This window comes from Streptosporangium sp. NPDC006007, from assembly GCF_040614315.1.
Classification (GTDB): domain Bacteria; phylum Actinomycetota; class Actinomycetes; order Streptosporangiales; family Streptosporangiaceae; genus Streptosporangium.
In genome coordinates, this window is record NZ_JBEXUG010000014.1 from 1 (window position 1) to 26,396 (window position 26,396).

General features: G+C 68.7%; 20 protein-coding genes and 1 pseudogene. 12 read left to right on the forward strand and 9 right to left on the reverse strand.

Features of this window, described 5'->3' with window-relative positions; translation table 11 throughout:
- Window positions 1-42 precede the first annotated feature (42 nt).
- A complete protein-coding gene (locus tag ABZ194_RS13575; RefSeq protein ID WP_355596035.1) occupies window positions 43-249 on the forward strand; it encodes a bacteriocin fulvocin C-related protein in 207 nt (68 codons plus the stop codon).
- 145 nt (window positions 250-394) lie between these two features.
- Here the strand turns inward: ABZ194_RS13575 and ABZ194_RS13580 are convergent, their stop codons facing one another.
- Window positions 395-883, reverse strand: coding sequence for a Clp protease N-terminal domain-containing protein (locus tag ABZ194_RS13580; RefSeq protein WP_355595770.1), 489 nt, complete (start codon window positions 881-883; stop codon window positions 395-397).
- A gap of 292 nt (window positions 884-1,175) precedes the next feature.
- Here ABZ194_RS13580 and ABZ194_RS13585 point away from each other — a divergent pair, with 292 nt between their 5' ends.
- Both ABZ194_RS13585 and ABZ194_RS13590 read left to right on the forward strand, forming a co-directional pair.
- Window positions 1,176-1,397 carry a DNA-directed RNA polymerase subunit alpha C-terminal domain-containing protein gene (locus ABZ194_RS13585; RefSeq protein ID WP_355595772.1) on the forward strand — a complete coding sequence of 74 codons (222 nt, stop codon included), beginning with the start codon at window positions 1,176-1,178 and terminating at the stop codon, window positions 1,395-1,397.
- A gap of 52 nt (window positions 1,398-1,449) precedes the next feature.
- The gene (locus ABZ194_RS13590; protein WP_355595774.1) at window positions 1,450-1,587 is read left to right on the forward strand and encodes a hypothetical protein; all 138 of its coding nucleotides are present in this window, start codon (window positions 1,450-1,452) and stop codon (window positions 1,585-1,587) included.
- Window positions 1,588-2,005: 418 nt separating this feature from the next.
- Here the strand turns inward: ABZ194_RS13590 and ABZ194_RS13595 are convergent, their stop codons facing one another.
- The 3 genes from ABZ194_RS13595 to ABZ194_RS13605 form a co-directional block, all read right to left on the reverse strand.
- Entirely contained in the window at window positions 2,006-2,206 is a 201-nt protein-coding gene (locus ABZ194_RS13595; protein ID WP_355595775.1) for a DUF397 domain-containing protein, read from the reverse strand.
- A gap of 225 nt (window positions 2,207-2,431) precedes the next feature.
- Entirely contained in the window at window positions 2,432-3,163 is a 732-nt protein-coding gene (locus tag ABZ194_RS13600) for a protein phosphatase 2C domain-containing protein (protein ID WP_355595777.1), read from the reverse strand.
- A 4-nt stretch (window positions 3,164-3,167) separates the two neighbouring features.
- Window positions 3,168-3,980 carry a GntR family transcriptional regulator gene (locus tag ABZ194_RS13605; protein ID WP_355595779.1) on the reverse strand — a complete coding sequence of 271 codons (813 nt, stop codon included), beginning with the start codon at window positions 3,978-3,980 and terminating at the stop codon, window positions 3,168-3,170.
- 220 nt (window positions 3,981-4,200) lie between these two features.
- On the opposite strand from ABZ194_RS13605, the gene ABZ194_RS13610 reads away from it, so the two are divergent.
- From ABZ194_RS13610 to ABZ194_RS13620, 3 genes are all read left to right on the forward strand, one after another.
- Complete coding sequence (locus ABZ194_RS13610) at window positions 4,201-5,055, forward strand: hypothetical protein (RefSeq protein ID WP_355595781.1); 855 nt, start codon at window positions 4,201-4,203, stop codon at window positions 5,053-5,055.
- A complete protein-coding gene (locus tag ABZ194_RS13615) occupies window positions 5,052-5,588 on the forward strand; it encodes a hypothetical protein (RefSeq protein ID WP_355595783.1) in 537 nt (178 codons plus the stop codon). The genes ABZ194_RS13610 and ABZ194_RS13615 overlap by 4 nt, the downstream gene beginning before the upstream one ends.
- 304 nt (window positions 5,589-5,892) lie before the next feature.
- Window positions 5,893-6,147 carry a BldC family transcriptional regulator gene (locus ABZ194_RS13620; protein ID WP_355595785.1) on the forward strand — a complete coding sequence of 85 codons (255 nt, stop codon included), beginning with the start codon at window positions 5,893-5,895 and terminating at the stop codon, window positions 6,145-6,147.
- A 229-nt stretch (window positions 6,148-6,376) separates the two neighbouring features.
- Here ABZ194_RS13620 and ABZ194_RS13625 read toward each other — a convergent pair whose 3' ends face one another.
- A complete protein-coding gene (locus ABZ194_RS13625) occupies window positions 6,377-7,078 on the reverse strand; it encodes a haloacid dehalogenase-like hydrolase (RefSeq protein WP_355595787.1) in 702 nt (233 codons plus the stop codon).
- A 350-nt stretch (window positions 7,079-7,428) separates the two neighbouring features.
- On the opposite strand from ABZ194_RS13625, the pseudogene ABZ194_RS13630 reads away from it, so the two are divergent.
- Window positions 7,429-7,521 (forward strand): annotated as a pseudogene (locus tag ABZ194_RS13630) (hypothetical protein); the annotation flags it as partial.
- 37 nt (window positions 7,522-7,558) lie between these two features.
- Window positions 7,559-7,687: a hypothetical protein gene (locus ABZ194_RS13635; protein WP_355596050.1), complete on the forward strand. Its 129-nt coding sequence runs from the start codon at window positions 7,559-7,561 to the stop codon at window positions 7,685-7,687.
- Window positions 7,688-7,821: 134 nt separating this feature from the next.
- On the opposite strand, the gene ABZ194_RS13640 is transcribed toward ABZ194_RS13635, so the two are convergent.
- Window positions 7,822-9,105 (reverse strand): aspartyl/asparaginyl beta-hydroxylase domain-containing protein, encoded by a 1,284-nt coding sequence (locus ABZ194_RS13640; RefSeq protein ID WP_355595789.1) that lies wholly within the window; start codon window positions 9,103-9,105, stop codon window positions 7,822-7,824.
- Between the two features lie 32 nt (window positions 9,106-9,137).
- Entirely contained in the window at window positions 9,138-13,442 is a 4,305-nt protein-coding gene (locus ABZ194_RS13645; protein ID WP_355595791.1) for an SDR family NAD(P)-dependent oxidoreductase, read from the reverse strand.
- Between the two features lie 355 nt (window positions 13,443-13,797).
- Here ABZ194_RS13645 and ABZ194_RS13650 point away from each other — a divergent pair, with 355 nt between their 5' ends.
- From ABZ194_RS13650 to ABZ194_RS13665, 4 genes are read left to right on the forward strand one after another with little or no spacing between them, the layout of a single operon-like run.
- Window positions 13,798-14,808: a radical SAM protein gene (locus ABZ194_RS13650; RefSeq protein WP_355595793.1), complete on the forward strand. Its 1,011-nt coding sequence runs from the start codon at window positions 13,798-13,800 to the stop codon at window positions 14,806-14,808.
- Window positions 14,809-14,843: 35 nt separating this feature from the next.
- The gene (locus ABZ194_RS13655; RefSeq protein ID WP_355595795.1) at window positions 14,844-19,640 is read left to right on the forward strand and encodes an AMP-binding protein; all 4,797 of its coding nucleotides are present in this window, start codon (window positions 14,844-14,846) and stop codon (window positions 19,638-19,640) included.
- Window positions 19,637-21,130, forward strand: a complete 1,494-nt coding sequence (locus ABZ194_RS13660; protein WP_355595797.1) for a condensation domain-containing protein — start codon at window positions 19,637-19,639, stop codon at window positions 21,128-21,130. Before ABZ194_RS13655 ends, ABZ194_RS13660 begins: the two co-directional genes overlap by 4 nt.
- Window positions 21,114-21,884 carry a phytanoyl-CoA dioxygenase family protein gene (locus ABZ194_RS13665; protein WP_355595799.1) on the forward strand — a complete coding sequence of 257 codons (771 nt, stop codon included), beginning with the start codon at window positions 21,114-21,116 and terminating at the stop codon, window positions 21,882-21,884. The genes ABZ194_RS13660 and ABZ194_RS13665 overlap by 17 nt, the downstream gene beginning before the upstream one ends.
- Window positions 21,885-21,949: 65 nt before the next feature.
- Here the strand turns inward: ABZ194_RS13665 and aspS are convergent, their stop codons facing one another.
- Window positions 21,950-23,725, reverse strand: a complete 1,776-nt coding sequence (gene aspS, locus ABZ194_RS13670; protein WP_355595801.1) for an aspartate--tRNA ligase — start codon at window positions 23,723-23,725, stop codon at window positions 21,950-21,952.
- Between the two features lie 221 nt (window positions 23,726-23,946).
- Window positions 23,947-26,394, reverse strand: a complete 2,448-nt coding sequence (locus ABZ194_RS13675; protein WP_355595804.1) for a DEAD/DEAH box helicase — start codon at window positions 26,392-26,394, stop codon at window positions 23,947-23,949.
- Window positions 26,395-26,396: the final 2 nt, after the last annotated feature.

The following is a 26,396-nucleotide window of genomic DNA, read 5'->3' on the forward strand; positions in this document are numbered from 1 at the left end:
GTCTACCAGGGGCTTCGCTATGCCGTCAGGCCAACGCTGACCTTGCGACCACGCTGTGACCAGCAGTCCGCCGTCAAGGAGATGAAAAAGGCTCAGTGTGAGTGCTCCAGGCAGAGCGATTACTGCTCCTACCCTGCGCCGTCGGGATGGAAATGTCAGGGGGTATCGAGCTGTACCGTAACGTTTGACGGATGCGGTTGGCTCTATAACTACGCGTGCGACGGCATGTGTTTTAGATGCACATGTTAAAAGTAGCTGGTACCTAGACTAAAAGCGTGGCCTGTGACGCAAAGTCCAGGTCACGCTTTACCTGTATGTATGATGTATTTGTGAGGCTCCGGGGCTGATTTACTTGTGATGCGATGAAGGGGTGGAATTCAACCTCTTCATCGCATCATCTTACCCAATCGGAGGGAGGGGGTTCGTGTAGGACGCGGATTAGGTGATCGCGCAGTATTGAAGGAGTTACTCCATACCTCTTAAGGAATTCTGCGTTTTCGCCTTGAGTCTCGTTGACTAACCCAAGCAGCAAGTGCTCGGTACCGATGTATCGGTGACCTAGAGAGTGAGCCTGAAGTCGCGCCTGCTGTATGATGGCCGCGGAGTGCTGATCAAGCTCGGGGTTGCGGTCTGGGGCCAAATTGCCCCCAGAGGTTATCCTTGTTAGCTCGCCAAGCAGTTCGTCAGGGTCTAGCCGGAGTCTTCTCAGGCAGAGAACTGCAACTCCCGAGCCATCCTTTAAGAGGGCAAGCAGTAGATGTCTCGGAGAAACATCGCTTTCATGGTTAAGGGTAGCCTCCTCTGCGGCTAGGTGGAGAACTTTTTCCGCTTTCTCCGTGAGAAGCCGTTCGATTGGCCAGTGAAGGGCCCTGCTCCTGAACATTGGCATTCTCCAGCATGTTCTTGAAGTAGTCTGATGGTCCATTTTGCTGCAGGTGTCACCGACAGGTCACATCTCGTCGAAGTCTTGAGTGCACACGGCCCGCTGTAGCACTTTAGCCCGATGCGCATAGGCTTACCATGTTCTCCGAGTAAGAGTCGGTCATCGGCCCATCCCGCCGAACACCTTGTAATCGAACGAAACCCTATGTCCATTCTGGTCCCCCGCAAGCGGCCGACGTCCTGGCGAGGGGGGCCGACGCGCGTTCGATGCGGGTTGCCACCGGGAGAAGCACGTGATCCGCCTCGCTCTATGGCGCGCTATCGACGCCAAGTATCAAGACCTGCCGATCGACCAACTCGAACTTTCCACCCGCACCCGGCACACCCTGCTGCGCGCGCACATTTACAGCGTCGGCGAGCTGCTCGACTGGGACGACCAAGAACTCGCCCTGATCAACGGGTTCGGGCCGCACTCGTACGCGGAGCTACGCCAAGTGATGACTCAGCTCCCATAAACGCGGCTGTGCAGAGGCGTCCTCGCTGGCCGCCGGCAACGGAGCCAGACTCGTGCGGTGCTCCATCGACGGCTACGGCATCGCCGACGTCCAGGTGGTCCTACGGCTCTCGTTGCCCGTCCTGGGAGATCGGAAGATCACGGCCGCCGCCCGCGCCGGCCCCGTCCATATCGCTGATCTCGCTGGATGAACGGAGGAGAGGAAGCCGTGAACGGCCGGGCCTCGGGGAGCTCCGGCGTGTCTTCATCCCCGGCATCCGCGAGCAGTCACTGCACGAGCCGACGTGCAAGGACCAGGCGCTCCTGGAGGCCCAGCGCGTACGGCTCGGCATGGTTGTCCTGCGCGAGTGGCACCGTACCCGTCTGGTCGAGGCCGACGTTCCGGAGAGGTGCGCGGTCTGACGTGAAAGTCGGCTCCCTGCTTCGGAGGGCGGGGCGCCGGTTTTCGTGTATCTCCTGGATGTCGGTGCAGGGCGGTAGGGCGAAACCGCCGATGCTGAAACCGTGCTGGGGGGCTACCTTGACGGCACCCATAGCGGCGAGGGACGACGGGGCCGCGCGGTCAGGCGTCCCAGGCACCCGGCCGCGCGGCGCCTTTGGTGTTGGGGGTTAGAGGTCTCCGTTGCGGATGCCCGTGAGGAAGTCGCTCCAGACCGCTGGGGAGAAGGTCAGTGCCGGGCCGGAGGGGTCCTTGCTGTCGCGGACGGCGATGAGGCCGGGCAGGTTCGTCGCCACCTCAACGCAGTCGTTACCACCACCGCTGAGGCTGGACTTGCGGAACTCGGCGCCGGACATGTTAGGGGAGATCATGGTTACTCCTCACCGCGGCGATGAGCGCCGCGGACTCCTCGGGGGACAGGCACGCGCCGGTGAGACGCTCGAACGTCAGCATAAGTTGTCGAACCTGGCTGGCGTCCCTGGCCGCGGACTGCGGTACACGCCTCCGCCAATGCCTGTCGGGGCCGGTCAGGGCAGCGGGTGGGGGTACCGTCTGGGCGCGCACGACTGGTCCGCCCTCCACCAGCTCCGAAGCGTTCAGCAAGCGTTCCGTACGTCGATGACGATCACGGTGATGTTATCGGGGCCGCCGTGGTCGTTGGCCAGCGTGATAAGGCGGGTGGCTGCTTCTTCTGAGTCGCTCGACGAGCGCAGCGCGTCTCGGATGAGCTTATCGGGAACGGCTGAACTCAGCCCGTCCGAGCACAGCAGGAACCGGTCGCCGGAGCGGAGTTCCCGGACGGTGAGGTCGGGGGAGCGGCCATCCGGCCGGCCGTCCAGGAAGCGGGAGATGCGTCCCGACAGGTTCGGCATACTGTTGGCGTCGGCCACCAAGTTCCCGTAGGTGTGGTCCTCAGTGATCTGGACGATCTCTGAGGCGCCGTCGGCGTTGAAGCCGGCATCGCGCAGCAGGTAGGCGCGGGAGTCGCCCACGTTCGCCAGGACCGCCGTCGTTTCGGACCACAGCATCGCCACCAGCGTGGTGCCCATGCCCGCCAGTTCGGGTGCGGCTTCGATCCTGCGGTGCAGGGCCTGGTTGGCCGCGTAGACCGCTCCTCCCAGGGTGGTGGACAGGTCCGCCGGATCGACCTGGCGGTCGTGGGCTCGTAAGGTTTCGACCACGGTGGTGCTGGCGACATCGCCGGCGGTGTGGCCGCCGAGACCGTCGGCGACGGCGAACAGGGAACGGCCTGAGTAGACGGCGTCTTCGTTGCGTCGGCGCACGAGTCCGATGTGGGTGCGGGCGGCGGCTTCAACGGTGAGGGTCATTCGTTCACTCGCCCGTCTCGGTGTCGTCGGGCCACGGGGCTTGTGCGGATCCGTCGCGGTGAAGAACGTGCACGGTTTCGACGCGGTCGCTGGCCACAACGTATTCGGTCACCTCGATGGGCTGATCGTCACGTCCCGAGATGCCCTGCCGCACGATCTCCAGTACGGGCAGGCTGGTGGGGATCTCCAGCAGGCCGGCCTCGTCTTTGGTCGGCATCCGTGCCCTGTGAATCTCCATCCAGCTGATCGGCCAGTGCCCGGCCTTCTCCAGTCGATAAAGCCAGTCTCCCGGTCCCGGAGCCTGGGAGGCGACCTCCGGGGCATCGGCGGCGCCACGCGGATGGATCCACGAGATACCGATCTGGAACGGTGGCTCTGACTCCGGTCCGGTGACTCTGAACCGGCGCATCACCTCCGTGCCCGCCGGGACGCCAAGCAGTTTCGCGATTCGCGGGTCGGTTAGAGGTTCGACGGACACGGTCGGCGGGACGTGGTGCTTCCAGACTTCCTGGCCGGAGGCCGAGGGAAAGGAGTAGCCAGGGCGGTCGGTGGCGATATTCCGTTTCACCAGGTTCCCGCGTGGTCTGCGCAGCCGCATCATGCCGTGCCGGACGATGATCCCTCGCCCCTGCACCGCCCAGACGAAACCCTCCGACTCCAGCACTCCGATCGCTCGGCCGATCGTGTCCCGGTTCGCGCCGTACTGCGATGCGAAGTCGTCCAGACGCGGGAGCCTGGCTCCGGGCTCCCACTCGCCGGCCTCGATCCGTGTCCGGATCTGAGCGGCGAGGTCCAGGTAGCGCGAGTGCACGGCCATCACACAACTCTCCCTTCCGTTAGAAATTGTCTTGGGATAATTGACAGAGAGCTGGCGTTGGCCGACTATAGTCCCAAGACAATCACCGAAAGAACTGGCTCGCCTAGAAGGGCTGACGTGACCAGCGTCTGAACCATAGGGCGAACCACCTTAGAAAAGGGGTCCGCTCAGCGCTGCGAACGCTTGAACGGACCCTTGATCAGGAAGGCGTTCCTGACCCATGAACAACCTTAGTGCTCCGGTTCTCGACCGGACCACGGCGACCAGGGACGGCTGCGGCTGCTTCGCCGACGTCGCGCCCATGCCGATGGGGTGCGCCGTCTGCGGGCACGCGCCCTACGCGCACGGCTGTCCCTGCTGGCCCGCCGACCACGACTACGTACAGCCGGACGGTTCGCTGATGCGGATGCGCTTTCAGTCTCGCCGCCTCGGTCACCCTCTGCCGGTCTTCGAGCCGCCCGCCGACGTGGCCCCCACCGAGGCGATTCCCCTGGTGCCCGCGCAGCGCCGTCCCGGCCTGCCTGTGATCGTTCCGGTCGCGCCCGTCGTACGGCCGCCGCTGCCCAAGCGGACGCCCCGCCCTGTCCGACGCCCGGCGCCCCCGTTCAGAACCGCCGCCGCGCCACCCCGGCGCGAGGACGGCCGGCGTCCCGCACCGCGCGGCATGCCTCCGGCCATCGACAGCCCTCGCGAGACCGGGACCACCCCGCCTGCGCACCGGCCGCCGACCCCGTACGGCGCCTTCCAGAGGCTTCTTTCCCACCCCATAAAACGGGCTCGCCCGGCGATAGCGACGCTCGGACGAGCCCTCAACCGGACGATGGAGGTCCGATCCATGCACGATGGTAGATCCACAACGCCCCAGTCCGCGACGTCCGCGACGGCGGTGATCCCCGGGTGGCAGGTGTTCCTCAGCGACAGAGGCCGTTTCTGGGCCAGCCGCCGGGAGCCGTTCTCCACCCAGGCCGCCTACGCCGGGGCCGAGCGGACGGTGGACGCCGACACCTTCGAGCAGTTGCGGGCCGAGACCGCCCGCCAGGAGGAGACGGCGGCGGCAGGGAGGGTGACGTCATGAGGTGGCGCCGCGATTCTCGTGACTTCCGCCTCTCCGGCACTTCCGGCCGTCACCGCGCCGGGCAGGTTCGTCCCACGACGGTGCATCGCCGCCTGTGGGACGGCCCGGCCCGCGCCCAGGCCGAACGCCTGGCCCACACCTGGCCGAGCTGGACGATCCTGTACGGCGTGGGCAGTCGCCGCTTCTACGCCCTGGCCACCTGGGCGACCTCCGAACCCCTGATGATCGAGGCCGCCAGCGCCGAGGAGCTGGAGAGGCGGATGTGCGAGGCGGTCATGGCCGTGACCGTCCGCCGCGAGACCCCCCTCACCGCCCCGGCCACTCCAGCCGCCTCGGTGCCCCCGGCCCCTCCGACCGCCTCGACCACGTCGGCCACCCCGGCCGCCCCGGCGCCCCCGAGATCTCCGGCATCCTCGCCTCTTCCGACGCCCCTGGCGTCCTCATCTTCCCCGAGCAGGCGCGGCGGCGTTCCTTCCCCGGCAATCGCCGCCGCGCCGCACCATCCCCGCCGCCCCTACCGGGACGCGGCCTAAAAAGCCGGTGCGGCGGTATCACCTCCCAGGGGACGCCGTACCGATCACCGTGCGGCCCGGGCCGGAGGGGACCCGGGCCGCACCTCGCGGCCCCCTCTCGGAAGGGGAAGGGGCCGCACCCCAGCGCGGCCCTCTCCTGGAGGGGGAAGAGGGCCGCCCGCACCGGCCGGACCACACCCCGGGTCCGGCCGGTGCACCCCCGAACACCCGGCCGGCCGCGCTCGCTGTACACGCCACGCCCTACGCGCCGAACTCCCCGGCCACGCCCGCCGATAGTCCCCCGACACCCACCAGGAGATCCCCTATGACAGGCATCAAGGTCATCGGTGGTGACGGCTCCGCCCTCGCCACCCCCTTCCCCGTTCTCCCGCCCCGGTTCGAGGCGCTGCTCACCCCGACCGAGGTCGCGATCATGTTCCGTGTCGATCCCAAGACCGTCACCCGCTGGGCGAAGGCAGGAAGGCTCACCAGCATCCGCACCCTCGGCGGACACCGCCGCTACCGCCAAGCCGAAGTCCTCGTACTCCTGGCGGACAGCACCCGGAAACGCGACGAGTGACGAACCACCACCCGGAACGGCCCCTCCACCCCCGGACGGCTCGTGATGACCCGCTCCACGAGCCGTTCGGGCACCACCCAGCATCCCGTCCAAACACCGGCACGACACGGCCCCGGTTCTTTGGAACGGGCAGGGCATCGCCGTACTCTCAGCCCACTCCTCGTGGAAACGGTGAAGACCGGGCGCGTCTACGCCATAGGACGGCTGATCAACCTCTCATTGAGGTGTCTCACCGGGGTGTCGTGTCGAGCACCGACCGCACCACCGCGTGTGTGTCGGTCAGGTCGGACAGGACGAGTTCGGCGCCCGCCTGTCTCAGCGAGGCCTCGTCGCTCGCTCCGGTGGCGACCGCGACGACCCGGGCGCCGCCGTGGTGTCCGGCGTGCACGTCGTGCGGGGTGTCGCCCACCAGAACGGTGCGGTGCTCGTCGAAATGCTCGCCGTACTTGTCGGCGGCCCGCTGTCGTGCGAGCCGTACGAGGGGCGGGCGTTCGTGGTGGTCGAATCCGTAGGCGCCGACGTCGAAGTCCACGTACTCGTCCAGACAGAGAGCCGTCAGTTTGCTGATCGCGATGGATCGGGTGTTCCCGGTGAGCACCGACTGGATCACGTCGGGGCGAGCTGCCAGGGCCGTGAGCGCGGCCCTCGCCCCAGGGAGCACGCGGCCGTGATCGCTGATGTCCCGGCTCCGTGAGCTGAACCCGGCCGCGAGTTCGTCGGCGAACCGTGTGATCAGTGATTCCGATGTCTCGATGCCGTGCATGTGCAGGGTTTCGCCGATGATGGCCCGGTCGGTCCGGCCGGCCATGTGCGCGAGTTTTCGCGCGGGCCGACCCGTCACGGTGAGAAACACGCCCTCGTAGATCTCCCTGCTCAACGGGCCGACGGTGATCAATGTGTGATCGATGTCCCACAACACGAGGGTGCGCACGAACCGCATTCTAAGCAGCAATCCACTCTTTTGGGGCTCCGGCGTCCGATGCGCCGTCGGAACGTCCTTGACCTCCTCCCCACGCCTGAAGGCGGGGGCTCCATGCTCAAAGAGTTTCGATGATCCTCGCGGCGTCGGTCACCACCTCTTACCGGTCGGGAGGATCGGTGACCGCGGAGACCGCGGTCGTGCCGCCTGCCGTCGTGGTGGTCCGCGCATCTGGTGGACAAGAAATGGTCGGCGGCAACGGATGCGGCCCGCTCTCCGGGGAGGATGCGGGCCGCAGGGCGTATCCGCGAAGTGCGCCCGCGAGTACCGTCCTGAGTGCTGATGTCAGAACGGAGCCCAGTATGCCAACTGACCCTTATGAGTACATCGGTGCGCGCATCGCCTCCTACCGAAAGCTCGCCGGGTACACCCAGCAGGAGCTGGCCGAGCACGCGCACCTGTCTCTCGGCGGCATCCGCAAGGTCGAACGCGGTGAACGCCTTCCTATACCACCCAATGGCCCGGGAGACGGTCCGGGTGCTCGCCTCCCAGTCCCGCCGCGTCGACCAGGAGCTGCGTGCGCTGGCGGCGTGGATGGAGTCTGCCTCTCCGTCAACCTGAATGACTGTCAGAAAGTACCCCAGTGTGGGGTATTTCAGGGCTCCTCCAGTGAGCACACTCGGTCGGCCCTCGCCCCACCGGTGCGGACGGCCACCGGACTGCTCTGATCGGTGCGAGAGGCCGGTTTGGCGCGGTCATGGCTTTGGCACCGCCGCAGCGGCGAGGCGTGCGCGGTGTTTGCTGCGGATGGCGGCGATCTCTTTCCGGATGCTGGCCAGCGCGTCGATCTCGGCGCTGCTGAGATCCGGGTGCCACAGGTCGATCAGCAGGATGTCTCGTGGCTGGTCACTGTGGTTCCACGCTTCGTGCAGGTACGACGGGGAGAACACAAGCATCTGCCCATCGCGCCAGGTTCGCGCTTCGCCTCCCACGCGGATGCCCGAGTCGGCGGGTATCGACAGCCCGAGGTGCAGGGTCTGCTGGTAGTCGTTCTCGTCGTAGTGCTGCTGCAGAGTCGCTCCCGGCCCGAGGCGCAGGATGACCGCCTCTCCGGAGATCCGGTGGCCGAGTGCGCTGAGCATGGTTCGGGTGGCCGGACACGCGGGCGGGAGTTCGCCGGTGACCTTGTCGTCGTCATAGATCTGGATGGCGGTCCATGCGTCGGGGTCGTTCAGCTGGACCTTGCTGACGATGTAGTCGTGCTGCAGGTACGTCTCCGGTGGCCGTGCCGCGACCAGCCCGGTCAGCTCCTTGTGGACGCGGGCGGTGTGCGGTCGGCAGATGTCCAGGACCTCGGCCAGCGCGGGCAGGAACTCCACGTCGGGCCAGGCTGTGGTGTCCAGGCCGGGTGTGACAAACATGGCGGGCCGTGCCGCGCTGGTGGTGCGTGGTGCCGCCCTGTCACCGACGAGCACTTCGACGCCTTGGACCACGCGAGTGATAGCGTCGCCATGGGCGATTCGAAGTTGTTCCACCAGGAACAGCAGGCGCTCCCGGCCTCGCCGCCGGATCAGTCGGCGTCGGCCACGGTCAGTGCGGTTCTGCGGCACGAAGACGCATGTCGGTCCGGGCGGCACCACCAGGTGGCCGTTGAACAAGGCGCCGAACTCGTCCGGGTGGAGGCCCTGCCCGGCGACGACGTGCCGTCTTCCGGCCGTCCCGGCGTCGAGGACCGCAGCCCACTCCAATCCTGCTGCGGCCGCCTGGCGGGCGATCGTCTCGGCAGCGTCGGTCGCCACCTCGGCGACTAGGATGCCGTCGCGGGTCAGCCGGTCGGCGACAGCTCGCAGATGTTGCAGCGGTGCGGCGCCGTCATCCATGATCACCAGCTCGCAGGCCGATGTGCCAGGGATGGCGGCGCCCACCAGCACCGTCTCGGCTGCTGGGACCGGTGACCGTCCAGGCGTCAGGAGACCCACCCGGCTGGAGGCCAGCTCCTCCTCCGTCATGAGATCGGCGATCCGGTTGTCCAAGGTCATGGCGGGCCTCTGTCCGTCTGTCGTGGCGATAGCTAGATGCGACCGGAGACCACGACGTCGTGCTCGTCAGGTGTCACCGGGACGGCCGAGCCGGCCGCCTGCGCAAGGACCAAGCCGACCAAGCCGGCCACGGTGCGGTTGGCCATCACCTCTCTCAGCGTAACCCGGACGCTCAGGTCCCGTTCGAGACGGCTGCGGATCCGCATGGCGGTGAGCGAGTCGCCACCCTCTCTGTAGAGGTCCGCGTCGTCGTGTGGTGGTGGCCGGCCGACAACCTCGGCCCAGATCTTCCGCACCGACGATGCGGCATCCCCGGTACTGAGAGAAGCAGGCGCTGCACTGTGGGGGTGATGCCCGTCGTCGCCAGGCAGGGCCGTGGCAGTGGCGAACGCCGAGCCGAGTTCCTCGACCCAGGTGCGATGACGCTGCACGAGGTCGCCTTTGGCGACGACCGTGTGGTAGCTGGTGGCGTCGAGCACCGCTTGCAGGGCCGCCCATGGTTCTCCTCCGCGGAGGGCGTATTGCTCCAGTGCGTCGCGGTCGCGATCGGGGGGATCCTCCGGGAGCCGCCATCCGTCCCAGCCGACGGAGGTCCAGCGCAACTTGTGTAGGTCGTGTGCCTGGTGTGCCAGTGCATCAAGGCCGGCGTTGGCCGCCGCGTAGGCGGCGAGGCTCGGGCCACCCAGCAGTGCCGCGTTTGAGGAGAATGTGACACAGCGGGTCTCAGGATGACTACATACCCACTCGAGTAGATGCCGGGCGCCGGACACTTTCGCGTCCCACTGCTCAATGCACGCTGCTTGGATGCCGGCGCCTGCGAGGTCGCCGAGCGGGGCGTTCGCCGAGTCGGCGTGGGGCTCGCCTGCGAGATGCAGGATCGTCATCGTGTCCGACCCGGCCTGGTGGGCCGCGTCGAGGGCGTTGAAGGTCGCACTGCGGTCCCGGAGGTCGGCCTGCAGAACAGTGACGCGGGCACCGGCAGCCCGCATCGCGGTCAGCGCCGCAGCCGCCGGTGTCGTCGTGTCGTCGGGCGGACCGGAGCGGCAGACGATGTACAGCTCACGGCAGCCGTGCTCGGCCAGCCATCGGCCGACCCATCGGCCGAACCTGCCCAGGCCGCCGGTGATGACATAACTGCCGGCCAGCGGCGGGTGCGGGCCGCCGTGCACGACGGTGACCTTCTCGACGACAGGTCTCCAGATGCTCCGCCGGCGCATACCCAGCAGCGTCCCTGGTCGTTCTGCGGTCAGTACACGGTCCATGACCTCCATGTCGGCCGGCCACGCGTCGAGGTCGAGACAGATGACCTCCAGGTCCGGCTGTTCCTGTGCCACGACCAGCGCCGCGGCGGCCACGGCGGCGGCGGCCGGGCTGGCGGGTTCGTCGCCGACGACGTCGAACGCGCCGCGGGTGAGCACGACGAGCCGTGGTGGCGGTCCACTTTCCTGCGCGGTGGCCGCCGCTAATGCCAAGAAGCTCGCTGCCGCGGTTGGTCCGTCCGGCTCGTCCATGTGCCGGGCATCGATCAGGACGTCGCAGGGACTCGGTGTGGTATCAGGTCCGGTCACCGTGACCGTGTGGCCGTGCTGCCGGAGGCCGCTCGCCAGGTCTTGGCCGAGTGCGTCGCCGGCCGTGCGCAGGACGATGCTGCGGCGAGGGCGCTCGCCGTCGAGACGGGTGCGCTGCCAGCTGCGGCTCCACAGCGCCACCCGGGACGGCTGGGCCGCAGCCGACGGCGGCGGCCCTTCGGGTACGTGAACGCGGCGGGCGAGCGGGGGAACGGGTAGGGGGACCTGGCGGGAGGCTCGGCGTGGCAAGGCCGTCCAGTCGACCGGGACTCCGTGCTGCCAGAGCAGTCCCAACGCTTCGACGAACGCGTCGGTGTGTGAGACGTCGTCGCTCTGCCGTGCCGCAGTCACGACGGCCTGCGCCTGCTCACCGACGGTCTCGCGGATCGCACCCGCCAGGCCGGTCGACGGCCCGACCTCGAGCAGCACGGTGTCCGGCCGCTCGGCGACCGCCGCCCGCAGGCATTCGTCGAAACGCACGGGCTCCCGGAAGTGCCGCACCCAGTGACGCGGGTCGGCGGCGACACGCTCGTCAACCCGGCCCGGGCCGACCGTGCTGAGCAGTTCGCGGACGGGCCGCTGCGGGACGAGACACGACGCGGCGTCGTCGATGGCGTCCAGCACCGGATCGAGCAGCGAGCAGTGCACCGCGCTGATGAGATCCAGCATGTGAACCGGGATGTCGTCCTTCGCCAGTTCGCGAAGGAACCGTTGCAGCGGCTCCACTCGCCCGGACACCACACAGCGGTAGGGCGAGTTGACCAGCGCAAGCTCGACATCCGACGGAAGCCGGCGGACGAGGTCGTCGGGACCGAGACCGACCACTGCGGCGCCGCTCGGGACGACGGCTCGCACAGCGTGCTCACGGGCCATCGCCAGATCCAGGGCTTCCGTCATGCCGATGAGCCCGGCCGCCGCGCCTGCGGTGATCTCGCCGAGGCTCTGGCCGAGCACCATGTCGCCGCCTACGCCGAACGCGTCGAGCGCAGCGTGCATGGCGAGTCCCTGCGCCACGATCGCGGCGAGCACACCATGCGGGTTGCGCCGGCCTCCGGACATGACGGCCGACAAATCCACCTGCCAGCGGGACAGCAGGTGCTGCGCCGCGGCGCGGAGGGTGTTGTCCACGACCGGCAGGTGTGTGCGGAGTTCGCCAACGGTGCCCGAGACGGCTCTGCCGTAGCCGGGGAAGACGACGACGAGCCGCGGGGCGCCGGTGACCGGCTGCGGCGGAAGGGCAGGCGATCTCAGGGACCGGACGAGTTCTTCGCGGTGCTTGCCGAGCACCACGCGTCGATACGGCTCCTCGCTGCGGGCGGTCTGCAAGGTGTACGCGACGGCAGCCAGGTTGGCGCCGGAGGACTCGATCTCGTTCGCGATGGCGATCGCATACGGCGTGAGAGCCTCGGGACGTCGTGCCGACAACGTCAGTGCTACTGGCACGCCGTCCGGCCCGGGCGCGGTGACGGCGACCGGCGGTGCCTGTTCCAGGACGACGTGGGCGTTGGTGCCGCCGAGGCCGAGCGAGTGCACGCTCGCCCGCCGGGGGGTGTCGATGTCGTCCCAGTCGAGGGTCTCGGTGGATACGACGAATGCGGAGTCGGCGAGCCCGGAGTACGGGTTCGGCGCGGTGTAATGCAACGTGGCCGGGATACGTCCGTGCTCAACCGCCAGGCAGGCTTTGATGAAGCCGGCGACACCGGCGGCGGCGTCCAGATGGCCGATGCCGGACTTCACCGAGCCCAGCACGACCGGCCGGTCCCCGCTCCGGCGGGCCGTCCACACTCGGGACAGCGCCTCGACCTCCAGAGGGTCGCCGAGCGGGGTCGCCGTGCCGTGACCTTCGACGTAGCCGATGTCACTCGGGCGTAGACCCGCCACGTCGAGTGCGATCCGGGCCACCTCCGCCTGCCCGGGCACACCGGGTGCGGTGAAGCTCGATTTGCGTGCCCCGTCGTTGTTAATCGCGGATCCACGGATGACGGCATGGATGTGGTTGCCATCGTCGAGGGCGTCTGCCAATCGGCGCAGCACGACGACGCCGGCCCCGTCGCCGCTGACGATGCCGGTGCCGGATTGGTCGTACGGCCGGCAGCGGCCGTCGACGCAGTAGACACCATCTGGTTCGTAAAGGTGCCCACGGTGCAGCGGATGACGGATGGCAACGCCACCGGCGACCGCGGCGTCGCACTCGTTGGTGAGCAGGCTCTGCACGGCGAGATGGATGGCTACCAGGGACGTCGAGCAGGCCGTTCGGACGGTGAATGCGGGTCCTTGCAGATCGAGCAGGAAGGAGACGCGGGTGGCGAAGTAGTCCGAACTCGTGGCGAGGTCGGCGGCCAGCGAGTTGCCCTGGCCCCGCCAGGAGTCCTGAGTGGTGCGGTAGGTGGTGTCGCTGCATCCGGCGAACACACCGATGGAGGCGTTGCCGCTCGCGCGCGCTCCGGACGACCCGAGCGCAGTCCAGGCGCACTCAACGAAGACGCGATGCTGCGGGTCCAGTGCACGAGCGGTCTCCGGCGTGATGCCGAAATGAAGTTCATCAAATGCATACGGATCAGGAATCGGGGCGCAAGCAGGTACGAACGACGGATGCTGCAGCAGGTTTTCATCGATTCCGGAACGTCGTAATTCGCTGATGTCGAATCGCTGGACGGCGTCGACGCCAGCGCAGAGATTGCGCCAATAGGCCGCCAGATCCGGCGCGCCAGGAAAGCGGCACGCCATCCCAGTGACAGCTATCGCAGTGTCGGCGTCGACATTCGCCATCGACTACCTTCCCTCATCGTCGTATAGGCGCGATATCCTTCGTCGAGTCTGCATGGCGGCCAAGGACAAATCAAGTGTTGCAGGCGATTGTCATTGCTACACAGGCTGTGCTAGTGGATCTAGATGATTTTAAAACTCACTTGGAATTGCTGGACATACGCGATTTCTCTGTGTCAGTGTCGGCAAGGTAGAAGGAGACAGGTCGGCACAGGGGGTCGCATCGCCGTCGTTTTCCCGTGCACGCGTCGAGGCCGGTTCCAGCAGCCGGACCTGGCCTGCGGCGGGCGACGTATCCTGCGCACCCGAACAAGCGGCAGGGGGATACCCGGCGGCATGGAATCCTTTGGAGGCATGGATGACCGCCCAGATAGACAAGTTCATCTGGGATTTGACTTATGCCTGCCCGTTACGCTGTATCCACTGTTACTCGGAGTCTGGTCGGCGTGCCGCGCGGATGCTGAGTCGCGACGACGCGATGCGTGTCGTGGACGTCGTGTGCGATGCTCGTCCGCAGTGGATGTCCATCAGCGGCGGTGAGCCGTTGCTTGCCCCGTGGTGGAGGGAAGCGGTCAGACGCCTGCACGATGCCGGCATCGCCGTCACGATGTTCACTAGTGGCTGGTTCGTGGACGAGCAGACGGCAGAGGGGCTGGCAACGTCCGTCACGACCGTCGCGGTGAGTGTGGATGGGTCGGACGCTCGGATCCACGACGCGGTTCGCGGCCGGAATGGCGCGTTCGTCAAGGCCATGACCGCCTTGGAACTGCTCAACCGCGTCAAGGAGCAGCGTGCAGCGGACGGCGAGTTCTGCTGCTCACTCGGCATCGACTACACCGTGACCCGCTCGGGCATGCGCGACCTGGAGGACTTCGTCGAGGCGATGACCACACGGTTCCCCTCCGTGGACTTCATCCGATTCGGTGCGGTCATCCCATCCGGTCTGGCGGCCGAGGAGGAGTTTGAGCGGGACGAACTGCTCACCTACGACCAACTCGTGGAGCTCACCGACTCGCAGCGGCAGCTCGCCGCGCATGTGCGCAGCGCTGCGGAGGTGTCGGTGACGGACGTCCGCTACTTCCTGCCCGGCAGCTCCGCCAGTGGCGCGGGTGAGGCGATCGCCTCGATCGAAGCCGACGGGCAGATGCGTGCCTTTCCCATCTACGAGGCGAAGGTCGGCAACGTCCTCGAGGAACCGATCGACGTGCTGTGGGCGAGGGTTCTGGCGTGGCGCCAGGAGCCGTTCGTGGTCGAGCAACTCCGGTCCATCCGGACCGTCGCGGACTGGGCCAGGGTGGCGCGAGCCTTGGACCGCCGGTACGGCTCGCCCGACGACCAGGCTCGCATCGCGCGACGAGGCCGCAGCTGACACCGGCGTACAAACACCGGTTGGAGGTTCCGCACATGGACGAGTCGCTGTCCGCGCATGTCGATACCGCCCTGCGCCGCAGGGCCGGCCGGACCGCAGTGGTGGCCGGCGAAGTGGTGCTCTCCGGTGACGCATTACGCCGACGCTTGGACGAGTTGGCCGCCGCGATCCGGTCACACGGTGTGCGGCCAGGAGATGTCGTCGCGGTATCGGCCGACCGGTCCGCCGACACGCTCGCCGCGATCCTCGCGATCCTTCGCCTCGACTGCGCGTATCTGCCGCTGGAGCCGGACGCTCCGGCATCGTGGCAGCGCCACCTGATTGATCTCAGCGGGGCCAGGTGCATCGTGCGCGCCGCCGGCATCACCGTCGTCGAACCCAATCCCGCGGCCGCAGGCAGACCGGTGGCGGTAGTGCGCGAGGAGCCTTCTGCCGGTGCGCGGCGTCTGGTTTACGTGATGGGCACGTCCGGAACCACTGGAACGTCGAAGGCGGTCCCGGTCGCCGAGGCGAGCCTCCTGCAATACTGCACCGCGATCGCCGGGCGGGTCGGCGGTGAGGCCGAGCTCGCCGGCCTACGGATGGCCAGCGTCACGACACTGGCCGCGGACCTCGGCAACACCATGATCTTTCCGGCGCTGCTGTTCGGCGGTGAGCTGCACCTGGTCCCGCGGAACACTGCACGGGAGCCGCAGCGGTTCGCTCAATACATGCAACAGCACCGCATCGACGCGCTGAAGGTCGTGCCGACGCACCTTCGCGCACTGCTGCAAGCGGGACCCGCCGTACTGCCCCGTCGGCTGCTGATCGTCGGCGGCGAGCCGTTCGACCTGGACCTGCTCGAGCGCCTCGAGGCGGCCACACCCGCGTGTGCCGTCTTCAACCACTACGGTCCGACGGAGACCACGATCGGCGTGGCGATGCGGCAGGTCGACACCAGCCCAGGAGCGTCCGCCCGGTTGCAGGCGGAAGGGCTGCACACCGTGCCTGCCGGTACGGCACTCGGTGCGACGGAGCTGCACGTCGTGGATCCGGCTCTCGACCCCTGCCCTGCCGGACAGGTGGGTGAACTGCTCATCGGCGGCCCCGGTGTGGCGGACGGCTACCTGGGCGATCCGTTGGAGACGGACCGGCGTTTCGTTGTCACCCGATGGAGCCGGCAACACCGCCTGTTCCGCTCGGGTGACCGGGCCCGCCGGACGGCTGATGGCGAGGTCGAACTGCTGGGTCGCATGGACCGCCAACTCAAGATCCGCGGCCACCGGGTGGAACCAGCCGCCCTGGAGTCGGTGCTGCGCGCCCATCCTGCGGTGGACGACGCCTACGTCGCGATGCGCGACCTCGGTGATCTCGGCCCGGCGCTCGTCGCCTGGACCAGCCCGGCGCACGACGCCGGCGAGGCCGCACTGCGGCAATTCGTGCGTGACCGGCTGCCGGCTGCGACGGTGCCGTCCCGGATCGTCCCGCTGGCGGCCTTGCCACGCACAGCCAACGGCAAGGTCGACGAGCGGGCGCTGCCGGACCCGCCCGCCGGGCTGAGACCGCCACCACCGACCGGCGGCGAGGACGCGGTGCGGCAGGTTTTCGCCAAGGTGCTGTCGCTGCCGTACGAGGAGACCGGCGATGACTTCTTCCGCCTCGGCGGGCACTCGCTGGCGGCGCTTCGCGCGTTGGCCCGCCTGTATGACGAGCACGGGCTCGAGGTACCGGTGGAGGCGTTCTTCGCCGACGCGCACCCGGCAGCGGTGCTGCGTGCCGCCCGACCGGCACCGCCACGCGACGCGCTTACGGCGGCCGGGCTGCCCTCACCCCGGCTGTCACCGCAGGTCCGGTCACTCTGGACGCATCTGCAGCTCAACCCTGCCGACACAGCGTATGAGGTGCCGCTGCGGCTGCGCGTCACCGGCCTCACATCCGCCGAGCAAATTCGTGCGGCCCTCACCCGGTTCGTGGCGCGACATGCGGCGCTGCGTACCCGTATCGCCGTCGTGGACGGTGAGCCGGTGCCCGTGCTCGATCCCACACCGGCGGCGACACTGCGGTTCGACGAGCACACCGCGCTCGACGTGGAGGCAGGTCCGCTGATGCGCGCCACGGTGGCCCGCATCGGCGGCGCTGAGCACCGCGTCGATCTGCTGGTGCACCACATCGCGTTCGACGGCGTCTCGCAGTCTGTCCTCGTCCGCGAGCTGGCCGCCGAACTGTCGCACGAGCCGCTGCGGCTGCTGCCGGCGGACGCGTCCGTGCCGGCGACTCCCCGGCCGACCACACGAGGACTGCCGCTGGGAGCCGGGGCCTCGGCCCAGTTCGGACTCGAGCCAGCGGCGCCGTCCGGTGACGCCCCGGTGCGGTACCACGTGCGGAACCTGACCGCCGACCTGTGGCAGCTGGTCGAGTCCCGGGCGATCGAGTTCGGTACGACACCGTTCGCGCTGCTCGCGGCTGTCTGGGCAACCGTGCTTTCCAAGCAGGCCGACGAGCCGGCAGTGACCATCGGCACGCCGGCCGACCTGCGTGAGGGACGGGCCGGCGACCTGCAACCGGTCGGCTACCACGTGAACGTCGTGGTGCTGGAGCTGCGCATCGGGGAACGGGACACCGTCCGGGACCTGATCACCCTGGTGCGGGGCGCTGTCGGCCGGGCGCTCGCCAACCGGGCCCGGCCGTACGCCGACCTGGTTGCTGACCAGCGGGTCGCGACCGGCACCGCACCGACCCGGACGCTGCTGACGGTGGAGCGCACCGAGCGGGCAGCCGCGGCCGGGGTCGAGGTCCGGCAGGAATCCGTTCACACGCCCAGGCCGATGCTCGGCGTCGACTGCTGTGTGGTGATCGACGGCGATGACGTCACGGTCCAGATCCATCACCATACCGACGTGTGCCCGCCCTGGCGGGCCGCTGTCCTCGCGGAGCAGCTCGAGCACGTCCTTGAGCAGTTCGTGGCCGACCCGGGCAGGCCGATCGCCCGGATCGAGCTGACACCCGCCGCCTGGGCGGCACGTTTGGAGAGCTGGTCCCGCGGCAAGACGGCACAACCGATCGAGCGGTGGGGAGCGCATGGCTTCCTCGCCCGCGCGCAGGAGGAGCCGGCCGCCACCGCACTGCTGTGGCCGGGCGGCCGGTGGACGCGACAGCGCCTGGCCGCCGAGGTGGAGCGGGCGACACAGATGCTCGCCGGCCACGGGGTCGGCCCGGGACACGTCGTGGTTCTCGATGCGGCTCCGTCGCCGGCGGCGGTGGTCACCTGGTTCGCCGCCAGCCTGCTCGGCGCGGCGGTGCTGGGATTGGATCCGGCGTGGCCGGCGCCGCGTCGCAGGTCCGCTGCCGAACTGGCCCGGCCGACTGCGATGGCCGGTTCCCCGGACGGCCTGCAGTTGGTGATCGAGCAGCAGGACCCCGGGCCGGCGCGCCATCCGGACGAATTGGCATACCTGGTGCTGACGTCTGGATCCACCGGTACGCCGAAGATGGCGGCGATCCAGCGAAGTGCACTCGTCAACGAGCTGTCCTGGTTCGCCGCAGAGTTTCCCATCGGTGCGGACGACTGCGTGCTCGCACACACCTCACCCGGGTTCGACGTCGCGGTCTGGGAGATGCTCGGCCCGCTGGCCTGGGGCGCCCGACTGGTGTTCCCGTCCGTCGGCCGCCGCAACGATATCCCGCACCTCGCCGCCCTGATCCGCGAAAACGCCGTGACCGTCGTGCAGACCGTACCGAGTCTGTTGGAGGCGCTCCTGGACGAGGACGACGTCGTCCAGTCACCGCCGCGACTGATCCTGTGCGGCGGCGAGGAGATGCCACCACAGCTGGCTGCGGACGTCCTCGACCGCCTGCCTGGCGTCACGCTCGTCAACGTGTACGGGCCGAGCGAAACCGCCATCGACGCCACATTCTGCCGAGTCGAGAAGGAAACGGCCGCAGGTAGGCGCATCCCCATCGGCAGGCCGATCGCGGGTGTCCGCGCCTACGTGCTCGACGCGCAGTTGCGCCTGCAGCCGCCGGGGGCGTTCGGTCAGCTCGCGGTCGCCGGCGCGGCTGTCGGCTTGGGGCACCTCGGCGACGCTGCGGCGACGGCTCAGCGGTTCGTGCCCGATCCGCACAGCGCGGAGCCGGGCGCGCGCCTCTATCTCACCGGTGACCGGGCCCGGTGGGACGGCGCGGGTCAGCTTGAGTTCGGAGGCCGTCAGGACAACCAGGTGAAGGTACGGGGAAACCGGGTGGAGCTCGACGAGGTCGAGGCAGTCATCCGCGCGCTGCCCATGGTCGACGACGCCGTCGTGGTCCTCGTGGAGTCAGGCACCCAACACACGCGGCTGGCCGCGCTCGTGGTGCCACAGCGCGGTGCGCAACCGTCGATCCGGCAGCTGCACGAGCATGCGTCCCGCGTTCTGCCGTCGTACATGGTGCCGAGTTCCTTCGGCATCGTCCAGGCGCTGCCGAGGTTGGCCAACGGCAAGGTGGCGCGTCACGCACTTCCCCTCGGCGTGCTCCAGGCACCCGTGTACGGCGTGCGGTGGCGCACAGAGCTGGAGGGCGTGGTGGCGGGTGTGTGGACGACACTGCTGGACCACCCGGTCACCGCGGCAGATCTGTCATTTTTCGCGGCGGGAGGCACATCGTTGCTGATCCCCAAGCTGCGACAACTGCTTGCGAAAGAGGTGGGGGTCATGCTGTCCGTGCCCGAACTCTTCGAGCACCTGACGGTCTATGCCCAGTCGCGGCTGCTGGAGCAACGCCTGGCGGGCATGGACGCCGAGACACCGGTCGCGTCGCAGCGTGGTCTGCTGCGCCGGAAGGCTCTGGCCGCCCGGCAGCAGCGGGATCGCACATGACCGCCGACGGTCAAGGCGTTGCCAGCTTGATCGGCCGGCTGGTGGCCGCCGGGACGAACCTAACGGCCGAGGGTGCGGACCTGGTGTACGACGGCCCCGCGAGTTCGCTGAACGACGACGTTCTCGACGCGCTGCGAGCACACAAGCGCGACGTTCTCGCCATGCTGCACGCCAACCGGTCGCGCGGCGTCGCCGCACTGGCGGCGACGACCCGCGAACAGCAGCGCATGGAGTTGCGCAGCCGGATGGACCGCAACCCGGCGACCTACAACACGTGTATACGGGTCGATCTACGCGGCCCCGTGTGCCCGGACCGGCTTGGCCGGGCTATCACCGCCCTGCATGAACGGCATGAAGCCTTCCGGACCCGGTTCGTGTGGTACGGCGAGCACCTGCTGCAGGAGGTGCACGCGCCGTCCCGTTCAGTGCTGCAGGTGATGACTCGGGACGTGCTGGCCGGCGCATCGGACGACGACATCCAACGGTGGTGCGCACGGCGTGGCGCTGCCGGGTTCGACCTCGCGACGCAGCCGCCGGCGCGTTGGTGTTACGCCCCGGTCGAGCAGGACCACGCCGTGCTGGTGGTTGGACTGCATCACATCGTCTGCGACGGGTGGAGCGTCGACATCATGATCAGCGAACTGGTCGATCTCTATAGGCGCACCGCCGCCGACGACCGCGTCGGCGGGCCCGTGGCCGTGGCGGCGACCCCCCGGGACTTCGCTGCCTGGGAGCGCGGCCGGCTGGTGCCTGAGCGTGTCGAGCAGGTGCGATTGTTCTGGGCAGAGGAACTCCGCGGGACGGCGCTCTCTCCGGTGCTCACCCGCGCCGTCGGCGGGCGTTGCGTGGGCGGCGACGCCGACTGCCTCATCCGGGTGGTCCCGTCGGCCGTCGCAGCCGGGATCGAGGCACTGGCCAACAGCCGCGCGGTCACCGAATTCTCGTTGTACTTCGCGGCTTTCGCCATGCTGCTGAGTGAGGAGGCCCGGCGATCCGACCTGGCCGTGGTGATCGCCGTAGCGAACCGTACCCAGCCGGCCCACGAGACTGTCGTCGGTCTGTGCCGCAACGCAGTGCCGATCCGCTGTTCGGTGCGGGACGGCAACACGATCGACAGGGTGGCCGGCGACATCAGCGAACGGGTGGCGCGAGCGCTGGAGCAGCAGACGTTCCCCATCGGCATCATCGCCGGAGACGGCTCCGAGCTGTCGCGCGACGCAGATCTGCGCAGACTGCCGTTCACCTTTGGCTTTGAGCCGGTCGACTATACACCGATCGAGTGCGGACCGCTCAACGCCCGGTTGCGCGATGTCTACCTCGGTGCCGCCCGAGCCGAGTTCTCCCTGCTCGTACGACGCAGAGGAGAGCGTCTGGAGGCGTTCTTTGAATATGCGACCCCGGCCCTGTCGCGTGACGACGTGGCTGTGATGGCCGCCCGGTACATCGACATCCTCACCGATGCGGGAGACAAGCATGACCATTCGAGATGAGCTGTCGGCGGAAGAGATCGGATGCTTCCGCCGCGGCGGCTACACTGCCGTCCGCGGTCTGCTGACGGACCCGGAACTCTCCTGCCTGCGGGACGCCTTCGACAGTCTCGCCACGACTGACCGGCTGCGGATCGATGACTTCGCCAAGCGGCTCGTGGTGACCCGCAACCTCTGGCAGCACATACCGGGCCTCGAGACGGTCGTGCGGCGGCTCGGGCCGCTCGCCGGTCGGCTGATGGGAGCCGACGAGGTACGGCTCCTCGACGATCTCGCCCTGGTCAAGCCGCCCCAAGAGGTCGGCGGGCAACCGACCGTCTGGCATCAGGACGCCCCGAACTTCCCGTTCGACCGACGGGGCTTCTTGACGTTCTGGATCGCCGTCGACGACATCTCCTCCGACCAGGGACCGCTGACACTGCTTCCCGGGTCGCACCGGCTGGGGCTGCTCGGCGCTGTCGACGGCGGGGGAGAGGAGACCACGCTTGCGACGTTCCTGACGGAGGACGACCAACCATACATCGGCGAGCCGGTGACGACCGCACTGGCCGCCGGCGATGCGACGGTCCACGACGGGAGCCTGCTGCACTCAGCGGGCGCCAACCGGACGTCCCGGGCCCGTCGCGGCTGGGGTGTCCGGTTCATTCCCGCATCGACCCTCTACACGGGGGCGTCCCATCAGCTGTTCGACGACCTGAACCTGAAACCGTTCGAACCGTTCGAGCACGAGAACTTCCCGCTGATCCAGGTCGGTTGAAGCATGTCGGCGGCCGCTCGGTCCGCCGCGAGACGAGCCGAGCGCCCGCCACGGGGACGGTCGGACTACTTCTGGCCGGCGGCCTTAGCGTCGACTCCGGCTTCCTTACGCTGCGTCGCGGAGATCGGCGTCGGCGCCCCGGTCAACGGATCGTAGCCCCCGCCGCTCTTCGGGAACGCAACGACCTCACGGATCGACTCCGTGCCGACGAGCTGCATGACGACGCGGTCCCAGCCGAACGCGAGGCCGCCGTGCGGCGGAGCGCCGTACTTGAACGCGTCCAGCAGGAACCCGAACCGCTCCTGGGCTTCCTCAGGGCCGATCCCCATGACACTGAACGCCCGCTGCTGCATGTCGGCACGATGGATACGGATTGATCCGCCGCCGATCTCCGCACCGTTGCACACGATGTCGTAGGCGTAGGCCAGGGCGTTGCCGGGGTCTTCCTCGAAGCGGCCGGCCCACTCGGGCGTCGGCGAGGTGAAAGCGTGGTGCAGCGCGGTCCAGCGGCCACCGCCGACGGCCACGTCGTCGGCACCGAGCGAAGCGGTGGACTCGAACATCGGGAAGTCGACGACCCACACGAACGACCACGCGTTCTCGTCGATCAGCCCGGTCCGGCGACCGATCTCGACCCGCACCGCGCCGAGCAACGAGCGGGTCTTGTCGGCTTCGCCCGCGCCGAAGAAAATGCAGTCGCCGGGGTTTGCGCCGACGGCTTTGACCAGGCCCTCACGCTCCGCCTCGGCGAGGTTCTTGGCGATGCCGCCGCCCAGGGTGCCGTTCGCGCCGACCAGAACATAGGCAAGGCCCTTGGCGCCGCGCTGCTTGGCCCAGTCCTGCCATCCGTCGAGCTCTCGGCGTGACTGCGACGCCCCAGAGGGCATGACGATCGCACCGACGTAGGGCGCCTGGAACACCCTGAACGGCGTGTCCTTGAAGAACTCCGTCAGCTCTGTCAGCTGCAGGTCGAAGCGCAGGTCCGGCTTGTCGGAACCATACTTGGCCATGGCGTCCGCGTAGGTGATGCGCGGGAACGGCTGGGGAATCTCGTAGCCGATGGTGCCTTTCCATACGGCGGTGAGGATCTTCTCGCCGAGCGCGATCATGTCGTCCTGATCGATGAAACTCATCTCGATGTCGAGCTGGGTGAACTCCGGTTGCCGGTCAGCGCGGAAGTCCTCGTCGCGGTAGCAGCGGGCAAACTGAAAATACCGCTCCATGCCGGCGACCATGAGCAGCTGCTTGAACAGCTGCGGGGACTGCGGCAGCGCATACCAGGAGCCCGGTTGCAGACGCGCCGGGACCAGGAACTCACGAGCACCCTCCGGCGTCGACCGCGTCAGCGTCGGGGTATCGACCTCCACGAACCGCTCGGCGTGCAGAACCTCCCGGGCGATGCGGTTGACCTCGCTGCGCAGCCGCAGGTTTCTGGCCGGGCCGGAGCGGCGGAGGTCGAGGTAGCGGTGCCTCAGCCGGGTGTCCTCACCGATCTCGATGTGGTCGTCGATCTGAAACGGCAGCGCGACCGACTCGTTGAGCACCTCGAGCTCGGTCGCATAGACTTCGATCTCACCGGTGGCGAGGTCGGCGTTGGCGTTGCCCTCGGGCCGCTTGGTCACCTCGCCGACGACCTTGACCACGAACTCCGAGCGCAGCCCGTGCGCACGTTCGGCCATCTCGCCCTCACGGAAGACGATCTGCACCACGCCGCTGGCCTCGCGCAGGTCGATGAAGATGACCCCGCCATGATCACGCCGACGAGCAACCCACCCGGTCAGGGTAACAGCCTGCCCGGCGTGCGCGGCTCGGAGTGACCCGGCCTCGTGCGTTCGCAACACAGTTGTGGCTCCTCATGGCTGATGCTGGATGCTAAGTTCCACCCTAGTGCTGTGACCGGAAAGGGTTCACCGGGTCACGACTCGCGATCGCAGCACCCGCACCGGTTGGATGTGGCTCCTCAAATCCAACCTGGAGCGTGGAGGCGTGGCGGCCGGGCACGCTGAACAGGCCGGCCCGACCGGCCCGCTCCGTTCAGATCTTCTCGGGTTTGGATCCGTGGTCAGGGGTGGTGCGGGGGGACCGAGAGCAGGACGGCCAGGAGGCGGAGGGCCCCGGCCTTGTCCAGGGGCTCGTTGCCGTTGCCGCACTTGGGCGACTGGACGCAGGACGGGCAGCCCCGTTCGCACTCACAGGAGACGATCGCCTCCCGGGTGGCCGTGAGCCAGTCGAGGGCGCGGGCGTAGCCGCGTTCGGCGAAGCCGGCGCCGCCCTCGTGGCCGTCGTAGACGAAGACGGTGAGCAGCCCGGTGTCGGCGTGGAGTTCGGTGGAGACGCCGCCGATGTCCCAGCGGTCGCAGGTCGCGAAGAGCGGCAGCAGGCCGATCGAGGCGTGTTCCGCCGCGTGCGCGGCTCCCCCCAGGTCCAGGCCGTCCCGGACCAGGACGGTGGTCGCGGAGGCGGGCAGCGTCCACCAGACCGCGCGGGTCCTCAGGGTGCGCGGCGGCAGGTCGAGGGGCTCGTCGCCGAGGGACTCGCCGCTCTGGGCGCGGCGCCTGACATAGGAGACGACCCGGCGGGTGACCTCCACCGAGCCGAAGTGGAGCTCCCCGGGGCCGAGCGGGTGGGAGCGGAGGGACTCCAGCACCGAGACGTCGGTGACGTCCCTGGCGAAGGTCGTGTAGCCGGGGGTTCCGGCCTCGACGAGGGCGACCCCCGCCTCCAGGTCGAGCTCGTCCACCAGGAAGGTCTCCCCCTGGTGGACGTAGACGGCGCCGGTGTGCACGGTGGTGTGGGACGAGGACTCGTCCACGGTGCCCAGCAGCCGCCCGGTGGACGTCTCGACGACCTGGATCGGGGGGCCGCCCGCGCCGCGGATGTCCGCGAGGTCGGCGGCCCGTTCCCGGCTGGTCCAGAACCAGCCGGTGGCCCGCCTCCTCAGCAGGCCGTCGGCGACCAGACCGGCGAGCACCTCCTCGGCGGCCGGCCCGAAGATCTCCAGGTCGCCTCGGGTCAGCGGGATCTCGGCGGCGGCGGCGCACAGGTGCGGGCCGAGTACGTACGGGTTGCCGGGGTCCAGGACGATCGCCTCGACCGGGCGGCCGAAGAGCGCCTCGGGGTGGTGCACCAGGTAGGTGTCCAGGGGGTCGTCCCTGGCGATCAGCACCGCCAGCGCCTCCTGTCCGGCCCTCCCCGCCCGCCCGGCCTGCTGCCACAGCGACGCCCGGGTTCCCGGCCAGCCCGCGATGAGCACGGCGTCCAGCCCGGTCACGTCCACGCCGAGTTCCAGCGCGTTGGTGGTCGCCAGCCCGAGCAGTTCCCCCGAGCGGAACGCCTTCTCCAGCCCCCGGCGGTCGTCGGCGAGGTATCCGGCCCGGTAGGCCGCCACCCTGTCCGGCAGGTCCGCCGGGGCTCCGGCGCCGGCCACGAGGTCCTGGAGCCTGGCCCGCGTTGTCAGGGCCACCGACTCGGCGGCCCTGCGGGAGCGGACGAAGGCCAGGGTGCGGATGTCGGCGGCGACCAGGTCCGCGAGGAGGTCGGCGCTCTCGGCGGTGGCGGGGCGGCGCAGGGGAGCGCCGCCCTCGCCGCGTAGGTCGGTCAGGGGCGGCTCCCACAGGGCGAAGGTGGTCGCGCCCCGAGGAGAGGTGTCGGTGGTCACCTCGGCCATCTGGAGGCCCGTCAGGCGCGTCGCGAAGACCCGCGGTTCGCTGGCGGTGGCCGAGGAGAGCAGGAAGGCGGGGCTGGAGCCGTGCCGTGCGCAGACCCGGCGCAGGCGGCGCAGGATCTGTGCCACGTGGGAGCCGAACACGCCGCGGTAGCCGTGGCACTCGTCCACCACCACCATCCGCAGCCGCCGCCAGAAGCTCGACCACTGGGCGTGCCTCGGCAGCAGGGTGCGGTGGAGCATGTCCGGATTGGTGAGGAGGTAGTTGGCGTGCCGGCGGGCCCAGGCCCGCTCCTCGAAGGGGGTGTCCCCGTCGAAGGTGGCGGCGCGGAGCTCGGGCAGGTCGAGGTCTATCAGGGTGCGGAGCTGGTCGGCGGCCAGCGCCTTGGTCGGGGTGAGGTAGAGGACCGTGCCGCCGTCGAGCACCTGGGACAGGGCCGGAACCTGGTAGCAGAGGGACTTGCCGGACGCGGTTCCGGTGGAGATGATCACATTTTCACCACAATGGAGGCGTTCGACGGTTTCGGCCTGATGCGGCCACAGACCTGAGACGCCCTGGTTCGCCCAGCGCGTAACCAGTCGTTCGTCGATCCAGTCCGGCCAGCGGGTCTGACCCGTCTGACGTGCGGGAACGTGCTCCACGTGGGTCACGCGTTCGCGACGTGCGGGGACGTCGAGCAGGTAGGTGAGCGCGGAACCCGCTCGGAGGGAGGAGGATGAGGGCGGAGTCACTGGTTTCCAGTCTGGCATCTGTGGGCAGAGTCGCCGGGAATCGTGATTTCGTATAGACACTGAGCGTACGCATGGTTGAATGCCGCGCGTCGGGGCTTGTCGTCTGGGGACCATCC